Origin of the sequence: Pseudomonas sp. AL 58, assembly GCF_036348395.1 — a bacterium.
Taxonomy (GTDB): Bacteria; Pseudomonadota; Gammaproteobacteria; order Pseudomonadales; family Pseudomonadaceae; genus Aquipseudomonas; species Aquipseudomonas defluvii.
Genome location: NZ_JAZBQR010000012.1, coordinates 154,449 through 166,812, shown reverse-complemented (window position 1 = coordinate 166,812; position 12,364 = coordinate 154,449). Strand labels below are relative to the sequence as shown.

Here is a 12,364-nt window from a genome sequence, read left to right as displayed (position 1 = left end):
AGCGGTGGGGGTGAATCAATTCGTTGCAAACGGTACTGTGCGATAAACGAACACTAACTAGGTGGTACATAATTTTTTGCGGCATTCACGTGGCTGCGATGGCCGTGCAGGCATCGGTGCTGCCAGGGTAAGCAGGCCAGGTAGCGTTTTTTCGTGGGGGCAAAAAAAACCACCGCGAGGGTGGTTTTCAACGAGTGGCTTGCCTGGGTCATGAGCCCAGGCAAGGCAGCAGATTGCTGCCGACGCAATCAGTTCTTCGAAGCCTGCGCTGACGCCTGCTGATCCTGAACGGTTTGTTCATGCCAGCCGCCACCGAGTGCCTTGTACAGGTTGACCTCGCTGACCAGTTGCAACAGGCGGTCGGCGATCAGCGCCTGCTGGCTGCTGAACAGCGAGCGCTGGGCATCGAGGAAGGTCAGGTTGCTGTCGATCCCGATACGGTAGCGACGCTCGGCCAGACGGTAATAGTCCTGGTTGGCAGCGACCAGGTCACGCTGGGCTTGCAGCTGCTCTTTGAAGGTCTGGCGTGCTGCCAGGCCATCGGAGACTTCCTGGAACGCGGTCTGGATTGTTTTCTCGTACTTGGCGACGTTGATGTCTTTCTGGATTTTCGAGTAATCCAGGCTGGCACGCAGGCTACCCGCGTTGAAGATCGGCAGGTTGATCTGCGGCTGGAACAGCCAGGTGCCAGAGCCACCCTTGAACAGGCCGCCCATGTCTGGGCTGAGGGTGCCGGCGTTGGCCGTCAGGCTGATGCTTGGGAAGAATGCAGCCCTTGCCGCACCGATGTTGGCGTTGGCGGCCTTGAGCAGGTGCTCGGCTTCCTGGATGTCCGGACGGCGTTGCAGCAGCTCGGAAGGCAGGCCTGCCGGTACTTCGCTAAGCAGGTCGGCATTGAGTTCCTGGCTGGCCGGGAGGTTGGCCGGCACGCTGGTGCCGAGCAGCACGGTCAGGCTGTTCAGGTCTTGTGCAACCAGGCGTTGGTACTGGGCCAACTTCACCCTGGCACCCTCCACCGACGTGCGCGCCTGGCTCAGGTCCAGTGCCGACGACACGCCGACTTCATTGCTACGTTTGGTCAGCTGGTAGCTTTCCTCGTAGGTCTTGAGGGTTTCCTCGGTCAGCTTGAGCAGGGCCTGGTCTGCTTGCCAGGTCAGGTAGGCGTTGGCCACGCTGGCCACCAGGCTGATCTGTGTCGAACGGCGTGCTTGCTCGCTGGACAGGTAGGTTTCCAGTGCCTGTTCGCTGAGGCTGCGGACACGGCCAAACAGGTCCAGCTCATAGGCACTGACGCCGAGTGTGGCCGAGTACTGGCTGTTGATCGTTGCTTCGCCGGTACTGGAGACATCGCCGGGTACACGCTGACGGCTACCACTGCCATTGGCCGAAACGGCCGGGAACAGGTCGGCGCGCTGAATGCGGTACTGCGCCCGGTAGGCGTCGATGTTCAATGCCGCAACCCGCAGGTCGCGGTTGTTGACCAGCGCCGTCTGAATCAGCTGCTGCAGTGCCGGGTCATGGAAGAACTGACGCCAGCCTTGCTCGGCTGCCGCGACCTCGGCCGACTCGGTTGGCGAGTAGGCCGGGCCTTGCGGCCACTGAGCCGCCGCTGGCGACTCGGGCGTCTGGTAATCGGGAATCAGCGAGCAGCCGCCAAGAATGAAAGCGGTGACCGCCAGGGACAACAGGGACTTACTCATTGCCCAGCCTCATAGCGTGGAGTTTCGGGGGTGGCGTCGGCTTTAGGCTTCTTGCTGGCGAACAGCGACGACACACTGACGAAGAACAGTGGTACCCAGAAAATGGCCAGTACCGTGGCGGTCAGCATCCCGCCGATAACGCCGGTACCGATAGCATGCTGGCTGCCCGAGCCCGCACCGCTTGAGATAGCCAGAGGTACCACGCCGAGAATGAACGCCAGCGACGTCATGATGATCGGGCGCAGACGCATCCGGCAGGCTTCCACTGCGGCGTCGATCAGGCTGCGACCCTGCTCATGCAGCTCTTTGGCGAACTCGACAATCAGGATCGCGTTTTTTGCAGCAAGCCCGATGGTGGTCAGCAGACCGACCTGGAAGTACACGTCGTTGGACAGACCGCGCAGGCTGGTGGCAGCCAGCGCACCGATGATCCCCAGCGGCACGACCAGCATGACGGCAATCGGGATCGACCAGCTTTCATACAGTGCTGCCAGGCAGAGGAACACCATCAGCAGCGACAGCGCGTACAGGGCTGGGGCTTGCGAGCCGGACAACCGCTCCTCGTAGGATAGACCGGTCCATGAATAGCCGATACCGGCGGGCAGTTGCGCTGCCAGGCGCTCGACTTCAGCCATTGCTTCACCGGTACTGTAGCCCGGGGCCGGCGCACCCAGGATCTCCATGGCTTCAACACCGTTGTAGCGCGACAGCTTCGGTGCGCCATAGATCCACTGGCCTTTGGCGAAGGAGGAGAACGGCACCATTTCACCGATCGAGTTGCGCACATACCACTTCTGCAGGTCTTCCGGGTTCATCCGTGAGCCGGGCTCACCCTGGATATAGACCTTCTTGACCCGACCGCGGTCGATGAAGTCGTTGACGTAGCTGGCACCCAAGGCAATCGACAGTGTGCTGTTGATCTCGGCGATGGTCACACCCAGGGCACTGGCGCGTTCGTCGTCGATGGTCAGTTGGTACTGCGGTTCATCGTTCAGGCCGTTCGGTCGTACTGCAGTCAGTACCTTGCTTTGCGCGGCCATACCGAGGAACTGGTTACGGGCTTCCATCAGCTTGGCGTGGCCGACACCGGCGCGGTCCTGGAGGAACACATCGAAGCCGGTGGCGTTGCCCAGTTCCAGTACTGCCGGAGGGGCGAACGCGAACACCATGGCATCACGGAAGGTGAAGAAATGCTGTTGAGCACGTTTGGCCAGGTTGAATACGCTGTTTTCAGCAGAGCGCTGGTCCCATGGCTTGAGCATGATGAAGGCCAGGCCCGAGCTCTGACCACGACCGGCAAAGTTGAAGCCGTTGACGGTAAACACCGAACTGACGGTATCCGACTCCTGCTCCAGCAAATAGCTGCGCATCTGGTCGATGACCACCTGTGTGCGCTCGGCGCTGGAGCCTGCAGGTGTCTGCACCTGGGCGAAGAGTACACCCTGGTCTTCCTCTGGCAGGAACGCCGTTGGAATGCGGGTGAACAGCCAGACCATACCGACGACGATGATCAGGTAGGCCAACAGGTAGGGGGCCTTGTGCCGCAGCATGCTGCCCACGCCGCGCTCGTAGCTGCGTACGCTGCGGTCGAAGTTGCGGTTGAACCAGCCAAAGAAGCCACGTTTGGCAACGTGATGCTCACCTTTTGGCACCGCCTTGAGCATGGTGGCACACAGTGCCGGGGTGAAGATCAGCGCTACCAGTACCGACAAGGCCATGGCCGAGACGATGGTGATGGAGAACTGTTTGTAGATCACCCCGGTGGAGCCGCCAAAGAACGCCATGGGCAACAGTACTGCCGACAGCACCAGGGCAATACCGACCAGGGCGCCCTGGATCTGGCCCATGGATTTTTTGGTTGCTTCTTTGGGTGACAGACCCTCTTCGGACATCACCCGCTCGACGTTTTCCACCACAACGATGGCATCGTCCACCAGCAAGCCGATGGCCAGCACCATGCCGAACATGGTCAGGGTGTTGATGCTGAAACCGGCGGCGGCGAGGATGCCGAAGGTACCCAGCAACACCACTGGTACGGTCATGGTGGTGATGACCGTGGCGCGGAAGTTTTGCAGGAACAGGTACATCACCAGGAACACCAGCACGATGGCTTCGATCAGGGTGTGGATAACCCCGCTGATCGATTCGGTGACCACTGGCGTGGTGTCATACGGGAAGACCGCCTTCATGCCTTGCGGGAAGAACGGCTCCAGTTCGCTGATGGTCTTGCGCAGCGCCCTGGCGGTATCCAGCGCGTTGGCGCCGGTTGCCAGCTTGATCGCCAGGCCCGAAGCCGGTTTGCCGTTGAATTGGGCACTGACCGCGTAGTTTTCGCCACCCAGACCGATCTTGGCGACATCACCCAGGCGTACCTGCGAGCCGTCGCGGTTGACCTTCAGCAGGATCTTCTCGAACTGCTCGGCGGTTTGCAGGCGGGTCTTGCCGATGATGGTTGCGTTCAGTTGCTGGCCGGGCAGGGCGGGCAGGCCGCCGAGCTGGCCGGAGGATATCTGGACGTTCTGCGCGGCAACCGCCGTCTTCACATCCACCGGGGTCAGCTGGAAATTGTTCAGCTTGGCCGGGTCGAGCCAGATACGCATCGCGTACTGGGCACCGAACACCTGGAAGTCACCGACACCGGCGGTACGCGAGATCGGGTCCTGCATGTTCGAGACGATGTAGTTGGCCAGGTCGTCCTTGCTCATGCTGCCGTCTTCGGACACCAGGCCGATTACCATGAGGAAGTTTTTCACTGCCTTGGTAACGCGGATACCCTGTTGCTGCACTTCTTGCGGCAGCAGCGGGGTGGCCAGGTTCAGTTTGTTCTGCACCTGGACCTGCGCGGTATCGGGGTTGGTACCCTGCTCGAAGGTCGCCGTGATGGTCATGCTGCCATCGGAGTTACTTTCCGAGGACACATAACGCAGGTTGTCGATCCCGTTGAGCTGCTGCTCGATCACCTGGACCACGGTGTCCTGCACCGTCTGCGCCGAAGCACCTGGGTAGGTCACGGCGATGGCAATGGCCGGTGGAGCGATGCTTGGATACTGGTTGATTGGCAACTTGAGGATCGACAGTGCGCCGACCAGCATGATCACCAAGGCGATCACCCAAGCGAAGATCGGGCGATCGATAAAGAATCTCGACATGGTTTACTCCCCTTTGGCCTCTGCAGTCGCTGCATTGGCCTGGGCTGGCTTGGCTGGCTGGGCCGACTGGACGTTGGTGGCTTCGCGTGCCTTGACCTCGATGCCCGGTTTGACGAACTGCAGGCCTTCGGTGATCAGGCGGTCGCCCGGGTTCAGGCCTTCCTCGATCAGCCATTGGTTGCCGACGGTACGGTTTGCCTTGAGCTGGCGAAGTTCGACCTTGTTGTCCTGATTGACGACCAATGCGGTTGGAGCACCTTTCAGGTCGCGGGTCACGCCCTGTTGCGGAGCCAGGATCGCTGCGTTCTTGACGCCCGCCTTGAGCTGGGCATGCACGAACATGCCTGGCAGCAGGTTGTGGTCAGGGTTAGGGAACACCGCGCGCAGTGTCACCGAGCCGGTGGTGGGGTCGACCGAGACTTCGGAGAACTCCAGGCGCCCGGCATGGGCATAGCTGCTGCCATCTTCAAGGGTCAGTTGGACCTTGGCGGCATTGCTGCCGACCTTTTCCAACTGACCGCTTTCCAGTTCGCGGCGCAGCGTGAGCAGCTCGACCGAGGACTGGGTGACGTCAACATAGATCGGATCGAGCTGCTGGATGACGGCCATGGCATCGGCCTGGCCATTGTTCACCAGCGCACCTTCGGTGACTGACGAGCGGCCAATGCGGCCGGAGATCGGTGCCAGTACCTTGGTGTAGCGCAGGTCGATCTGGGCGCTTTTTAGGGTGGCCTCAGCCTGCAAACGTTTGGCTTGCGCGTCGTCGTATTCCTGACGGCTCACAGCCTGTTCGGCAACCAACTGCTTGTAGCGCTCAGCCAGCGCACGGGTTGATTGCAGGTTGGCCTGGGCACTGGCCAGGGTCGACTCATACACCGATGGGTCAATCTGGTACAGCTGCTGGCCGAGCTTGACCTCGCTGCCTTCAGTGAAAAGACGCTTGAGAATGATGCCGTTAACCTGGGGGCGAACTTCTGCGACCCGGTACGCGGTGGTACGTCCCGGCAGTTCCGTGGTCAGGGTATAGGCTTGAGGTTGAAGGGTGACTACACCCACCTGGGGGGGCTGTGCGACAGGCGCCGCCGCTTCCTTCTTACAGCCGCTGAGCAGTGTTGCCAGGGCGACGGCGGAAACCAGAGCAGTAACAGCTGGTTTGAAGTGCATGGAGATCCTCGGGTCGCTGAGAGCTGAAGACGCTCAAGAGTAGTGGAAATTGAATGAGAGAAAAAATGGCGTCGAGTGGATAAGTAGCTTACTAACGAATATACTTACATTCACGGCTGTTTGTAAACACCTCTCGTTCGGTCTACCCGACTGCAGCGAGGCCTGAATTAACCCCCGGGAACTGGCTCAGTAGACACTTGCCCGGCACCGAACCCGAGCGCCCACGGCGCGCCCGGCCCCTTGATGAGGTTGTACTGCCATGGTCCGTCGAACCAAAGAGGAAGCCCAGGAAACCCGTAGCCAGATTCTTGAGGCTGCGGAGAAAGCCTTCTACAAACGCGGGGTGGCGCGCACCACCCTGGCCGATATTGCAGAGCTGGCAGGGGTGACCCGGGGGGCCATTTACTGGCATTTCAACAACAAGGCCGAGCTGGTTCAGGCCATGCTCGATACTTTGCGCGAACCGCTTGATGAGCTGGCAAGGGCGAGTGAGAGCGAGGAGGAAGCCGACCCGTTGGGGTGCATGCGCAAACTGCTCATTCAACTCATGCAGCACTTGGTACTCGACCCTAAGACGCGGCGCATCAATGAAATCCTGCATCACAAGTGTGAGTTCACCGATGACATGTGTGACATTCGCCAGCAGCGCCAGAACTCGACCATTGACTGCCATGCACACATCACGTTGTCGTTGGCCAATGCCATAAGGCGAGGTCAACTCCCCGCCAATGTAGACCCAGAGCGAGCCGCCATTGCAATACATGCTTACATAGACGGCATCATCAAACGCTGGCTGCTGTTACCCGAGAGCTTCGACTTGTTCAAGGATGCCGAACTGTGGGTGGACACCGGCCTTGATATGCTGCGCTTGAGCCCAGCCTTGCGCAAATAAGAGTTTGTGAAGGATTGTGAGTAACTGCGTCTATTTGTTTCCAAGGTCCAGTTGTGCCCAAGGCCTCGTTCAGGTGACGTCGACAGGTTCCGTTCTCACGGAGTGTCTGCGCTCTGGTAGTTAGCAGGCTAATTAATTATTTTTCATCGAGTCCTACCATGAGAGCCCTGAACCCGAAGCTTGGTGGTGCCGAACGGCCGCTCAAAGGTATTGCCTTGATCTGCCTGGCGGTGCTGTTGTTTGCCAGCCATGACGCCTTGTCCAAATACCTGTCTGGTTTCTATGCCATTGTGATGGTGGTTTGGGCGCGTTATGTGGTGCATACACTGCTGATGCTTGCGGTTTTTGTGCCGCGTGCGGGGTTTTCGGCGGTGGTGCGTACTCGGCGCCCGGGGTTGCAACTGGCACGGGCCTTGTGTCTGATTGGTACCAGCCTGTTCTTCACTACTGGCCTGCGTTACATCCCACTGGCCGAAGCCACGGCGGTCAACTTCCTGGCCCCCTTGCTGGTGACGGCACTGTCGGTGCCGCTGCTGGGCGAGAAGGTCAGTCGCAGCCAGTGGCTGGCGGTGCTTGGTGGTTTTGTCGGGGTGTTGATTGTGGTGCGCCCGGGGGGCGCGCTGTTCACCCCGGCGATTATCCTGCCGTTGTGTTCGGCGCTCTGTTTCGGTGGCTACCAGTTGCTGACGCGCAAGCTCAGCGGCTTTGATAGCCCAACCACCAGTAACTTTCTCACCGGTATTCTCAACAGCCTGATCATGACCGCACTGGTGCCGTTTTTCTGGACAGTGCCTACCCTGACCCACGGCCTGTTCATGATTGGCCTTGGGACCTGCGGCATGCTGGGCCACATGTTGCTGACCCAGGCATTTCGGCATGCCGCTCCAGCGATGCTGGCGCCGTTCAGTTATGGGCAGATCCTGTTTGCCGGGATGTTTGGCTACCTGGTCTTCAACCACACGCCGGACCTGTTCGGTGTGGTTGGCATTACCATCATCTGCGTCAGCGGGCTGGCGGTAGCCTGGGTTCAACGCCGGGGCGCCTAAGTGCGCCCACGCAGTTGTTGATTGGGCAGCCTGAGAGCGGCACCCAGGCCAAGCAGCGAGATCAAGGCGCTGCCCAGCAGGACGTCGCGGAAGGTCAGGCTCAATGCACTGCGCAAGGCTTGCAATGCTGGGCCATCCACGGTGTTCAGGCTGTCGAGCAGGATGTTGCTGGTAAGGCCGTGTTCACTCATGCCAGGCTGAATCGGGCCTGTATGCCCCAGCATTGCCAGCAGTAGCGCTGACATGCTGGCCACACCAATTGCGCCGCCGAGTGCGCGGAACAGGTTGGTGGTGCTGGTGGCGACGCCAATATCACATGGTTCAACAGAACTCTGCGCGGCGACCAGCGAGGTTGGAAACTGAAGGCCTGAGGCAATGCCGGTCAGCAGCATGAAGGTCGCACTGGTCAGCCATGCGTCTGGCGGGGTCAACGCCATACCGATGATTGCCAGCGGCATGCACAGCGCACCGGTCAGGATCTGCGGCTTGAAGCGACCGCTGCGGGCAGTCAGCCGCCCGCCCGTGTAGGCCCCGATGGGCAGGCCGATGGCCAGCGGCATCAGGTAAAGCGCTGCGCTATCGGCACCCGCACCCGTGATGCTTTGAAAGCGCAGGGGCATCAGCATAGACAGCGAAATGGCCTGGAAACTGGTCATGAAAATAGTGCACCAGCACAGTACTGCTGTGCGATTGCTGAACAGCTTCAATGGCAACAAGGGCTCGGGTGTTCGCCGCTGGTGGGCCACGAACAGCACCAGCCCGACCACGGCAGTACTCAGTAAACCGAGCATTTCCTGGCTGTTCCAGGCGTAGCCTTGGCCGATCAGGGTAATGGCCATCAGCAGGGTACCGAGCCCGGCCACCAGCAGCACGCTACCCAGGTAATCGATCACCGCCGTCCGCTGAGGGATGACCAGTACGCGCAAGGTGCGTCGAGCGATCCACCAGGCGAGCAGACCCAGAGGCAGGTTCAACCAGAACACCCAATGCCAGGACAGGTATTCGGTGAGGTAACCACCAAACACGGGCCCAGTGACGCTGGCCAAGGCATACATACTGCTGAAATAGCCCTGATAGCGCCCACGGTCGCGCGGTGCAATGATGTCGCCAATGATTGCCTGGCTGACCGAGATCATCCCGCCAGCACCGATGCCCTGCAGTACCCTGGCGACTACCAGTTGCTCCATACTCTGCGACAGGGCACAGAATACCGAGGCCAGGGTAAACAGGCCGATTCCGAACAGAATCATCCGCCGACGCCCATACAGATCGCCCAGTTTGCCGTAGATCGGCACGGCCACCGTCATCGCCACCATGTAACCGGATATCACCCAGGCCAACAGGCTGACATTGTTGAACTGGGTCGAAATGGCTGGCATCGACACGGCGACGATGGTCTGGTCCAGTGCGCCAAGGAAAATTGCCAGCATCAGGGCGACCAATACGCTACGCAGGACGGTTGGGGGCAAAGGAGCGTTCACGGACAAACCTTGGAGAAAAGTGAGTGGCCAGTTTACCTGCGTGCGTCGACTTTTCTAATCCGCCAGAGGCGTAACGAGCTAAAGGCCGATGTCCCATGCCGGTTCGGCGTTGAAGCGCTCCGCGAGAAAGTCGAGCATGCTGCGCAAGGTCGCGGGCATATGCTTGCGTGAGGTGTACACCGCATTCAGATTCAGCTCGCGTGGCTTGGCATCCGGCAGCAACCGGATCAGCGCTTTGCTGCGCAGCGACTCGGCCGCCAGGTAGGTTGGCAGCATTGCGATACCGGCCCCGGCCAAGGTAGCCCGTTGCAGCGTCAGTGCCTCATTGGCGCTGATAGCGCCTTGCACCGGAACCGAGACGGCCTCGCCGTGAACCTCGAAATGCCAGAGGCTGTGGCCGAAGTAGGAGTGGGTCAGGCAGTTGTGCCGGGCCAGGTCCTCGACCCGTTGTGGTGCCGGGTGCTCGCGCAGGTACGCGGGTGACGCGCAGATCACTGAACGACAGACCGTCAGGCGCCGTGCAATCAGGTTGGGATCAAGGTCATTGCTGGTCCGGATCGCCAGATCAATGCGTTCATCCACCAGGTTGACGGTGCGGTCGAGCATCTGCAGGTCGACCTTCACGTCTGGATAGCGCTTCACATAGTCGGCGACAGCTTCGACCAACTGCGCATGAGCGAACGAGGTGCTGACACTGATGCGCAGTTCACCGTGTGGCGCATCATCCGGCCGCCTGACCGCCGCTTGCAGGTCGCCGGCCATTTCCAGCATTTGTCGGCAGCGCGGCAGCGTTTCGTTGCCGGCTGCGGTCAGGCTCAGTTTGCGCGTAGTGCGTTGCATCAGCCGTGCACCGACCCAGTCCTCGAGCTCTGCCAGGTAGCGCGAAACGACCGGGCGTGAAAGCTCCAGGTGGTCGGCGGCAGCCGATTGGCTGCCGAGGTCAACCACGGTCACAAACACCCGCATTGCAGTCAGACGGTCCATGATTTGCCCGATTTCAGAAACAAACTATGTCCAAGGATCGCATTTTTTGCGACGGATCATGCAACTAAGCTGTTCCTCATTGATGACTTCAGTGCAACTCAGATCGGAGGTTTCCATGAGCAAGATCGCAATTATCGGTGCTACTGGCCGTGCTGGTAGCCAGTTGTTGGAAGAAGCCTTGCGCCGTGGTCACAGCGTCACGGCCATTGCCCGTAATACGGCCTCCCTGGCCGGACGCTCGGGCGTGACCACACGTCAGCTGGATGTCACTGATGCTGCCGCGCTAGAGCAGGCCCTGGTCGGCCATGACGTGGTGCTCAGTGCGGCACATTTCTCCGGGATCAAGCCGCAGGCGATCATCGAGCCGGTGAAGCGGGCCGGGGTCAAGCGTCTGCTGGTCGTCGGAGGCGCCGGTAGCCTGCTGCTGCCATCCGGGCACAAAGTGATCGACAGCCCGGACTTCCCGGAAGCCTATAAGGCTGAGGCTACAGCAGGCGGCCATTACCTGGACACCTTGCGCCAGGAGCACGAACTGGACTGGACCTTCCTTTCACCCTCGGCCGAGTTTGTTGAAGGCGCGCGTACCGGGGTGTATACGCTGGGCAAGGATCACTTGCTGATTGGTGCTGACGGCAGGAGCTGGATCACCTTTGCCGACTACGCCATTGCCATGCTCGACGAGGTAGAGAAACCAGCCCATTCTCGCCAGCGTTTCACCGTGGGCGCCGGCAAGGGCGACCTATAAGGCGCTGCGTAGCCGGGCCAGGTCTCGTAGCGGCGGTGCCCCGTACAGGCGGCTGTACTCGCGGCTGAACTGTGACGGGCTCTCATAGCCGACGCGATAGGCCGCCACCGAAGCCTCCAGCCCATCGTTGAGCATCAACCGCCTGGCCTCCTGCAGACGCAGTTGTTTTTGGTACTGCAGGGGGCTCATCGAGGTCACGGCCTTGAAGCGGTGGTGCAGCGTCGACGTGCTGAGGTTCACCTCCCGGGCCAGTTCGTCAATGCGCAACGGGTGGTGGAAATGCTCGTTCAGCCATTGAACGGCCTGACAGACACGGTGTGTCTGGCTGTTGGCCATGGCGATCTCGTAAAGCCGGTAACCCTGCTGCCCGCGCAGTAGCCGGTACAGAATCTCGCGGCGTACCAGCGGTGCCAGTACGGCAATGTCTCTGGGGGTGTCGAGCAGGCGGACCAGGCGCAGCAAGGCATCGAGCAGCTCGCTGTCGATGCGTTCGATAAACAGACCGCGCCCTGAGCGTGGGGATGGCACGCTCATTGGGCCGGCTTCGGCAATCAGGCTATGTATTTCAGCCGGGTCGATATCCAGGCGCACGCCAAGTGTCGGGTTTTCAGGGCTCGCATCCAGCAGTACACCACTGATCGGCAGGGCCACCGACACGACCATGTAGTGCAGTGGATCGTAGGTGTAGCACTCATCGCCCAATCGGACTTCCTTGCTGCCATGGGCCATGATGCACAGCGCTGGTTGCGCCAGTGTAGGCATCGAACGCACCCGCTCTTCATAGCGCACCAGGTACAGGTCGTCGATGGCCGATGCAACGCCAATCTGGCTGGCCGCGTGTCGCTTGATCAGGTCGGCCAGTTCCAGTCGTTGCTGCTCGAAAGCAGGTTCCAGTTGAAGGGCGGCGGGGGCTTCGGATGACATGCGACAGCTTCCAGAGGTGACCGGATAAAGCATAGGTTTGTGCAAGTGGTGACGCTAGTCCGATGCTGCCGGGTTCTTGCCTGATCCTGCGTGAGCAGTCTCTCTTGAGGGCACGATGGTGCTGAGTGCTTGCCTGAAACCCATCGGCATGGGCGAGGCCTCGCGTCAGGTTGGGCTTTCGCTGGCGATGAGCCGGTGCAGAATCAGGCAAGTCATCGGCAGGAATTGCCTATCGCCACGCGTGTCTGCGGTTCTACGCTGTGCAACCTGGCAATTTCC

At 60.4% G+C, this 12,364-nt stretch carries 9 protein-coding genes; 3 read left to right on the top strand and 6 right to left on the bottom strand.

The window, feature by feature from the left end; all coding sequences use genetic code 11:
- Positions 1–248 precede the first annotated feature (248 nt).
- From UIA24_RS15120 to UIA24_RS15110, 3 genes are read right to left on the bottom strand one after another with little or no spacing between them, the layout of a single operon-like run.
- Positions 249–1,700 carry an AdeC/AdeK/OprM family multidrug efflux complex outer membrane factor gene (locus UIA24_RS15120; protein ID WP_099775673.1) on the bottom strand — a complete coding sequence of 484 codons (1,452 nt, stop codon included), beginning with the start codon at positions 1,698–1,700 and terminating at the stop codon, positions 249–251.
- Positions 1,697–4,849 (bottom strand): efflux RND transporter permease subunit, encoded by a 3,153-nt coding sequence (locus UIA24_RS15115; protein ID WP_099775672.1) that lies wholly within the window; start codon positions 4,847–4,849, stop codon positions 1,697–1,699. Before UIA24_RS15115 ends, UIA24_RS15120 begins: the two co-directional genes overlap by 4 nt.
- A gap of 3 nt (positions 4,850–4,852) precedes the next feature.
- On the bottom strand, positions 4,853–6,013 hold the full coding sequence (locus UIA24_RS15110) for an efflux RND transporter periplasmic adaptor subunit (protein ID WP_330523194.1): 1,161 nt from the start codon (positions 6,011–6,013) through the stop codon (positions 4,853–4,855).
- Positions 6,014–6,272: 259 nt separating this feature from the next.
- On the opposite strand from UIA24_RS15110, the gene UIA24_RS15105 reads away from it, so the two are divergent.
- Entirely contained in the window at positions 6,273–6,905 is a 633-nt protein-coding gene (locus tag UIA24_RS15105; RefSeq protein ID WP_065758695.1) for a TetR family transcriptional regulator, read from the top strand.
- 158 nt (positions 6,906–7,063) lie between these two features.
- Complete coding sequence (locus tag UIA24_RS15100) at positions 7,064–7,951, top strand: DMT family transporter (RefSeq protein ID WP_065758694.1); 888 nt, start codon at positions 7,064–7,066, stop codon at positions 7,949–7,951.
- Here the strand turns inward: UIA24_RS15100 and UIA24_RS15095 are convergent.
- Positions 7,948–9,381 (bottom strand): MDR family MFS transporter, encoded by a 1,434-nt coding sequence (locus tag UIA24_RS15095; RefSeq protein WP_330523201.1) that lies wholly within the window; start codon positions 9,379–9,381, stop codon positions 7,948–7,950. The two genes, UIA24_RS15100 and UIA24_RS15095, sit on opposite strands and share 4 nt — an antisense overlap.
- A gap of 129 nt (positions 9,382–9,510) precedes the next feature.
- A complete protein-coding gene (locus UIA24_RS15090) occupies positions 9,511–10,416 on the bottom strand; it encodes a LysR family transcriptional regulator (protein WP_330523193.1) in 906 nt (301 codons plus the stop codon).
- Positions 10,417–10,531: 115 nt separating this feature from the next.
- Between UIA24_RS15090 and UIA24_RS15085 the strand changes: the two genes are divergently transcribed.
- Entirely contained in the window at positions 10,532–11,161 is a 630-nt protein-coding gene (locus UIA24_RS15085) for an NAD(P)-dependent oxidoreductase (RefSeq protein ID WP_065758691.1), read from the top strand.
- Here the strand turns inward: UIA24_RS15085 and UIA24_RS15080 are convergent.
- Positions 11,156–12,085: an AraC family transcriptional regulator gene (locus UIA24_RS15080; RefSeq protein WP_099775669.1), complete on the bottom strand. Its 930-nt coding sequence runs from the start codon at positions 12,083–12,085 to the stop codon at positions 11,156–11,158. The genes UIA24_RS15085 and UIA24_RS15080 overlap by 6 nt on opposite strands.
- Between the last annotated feature and the right edge of the window lie 279 nt (positions 12,086–12,364).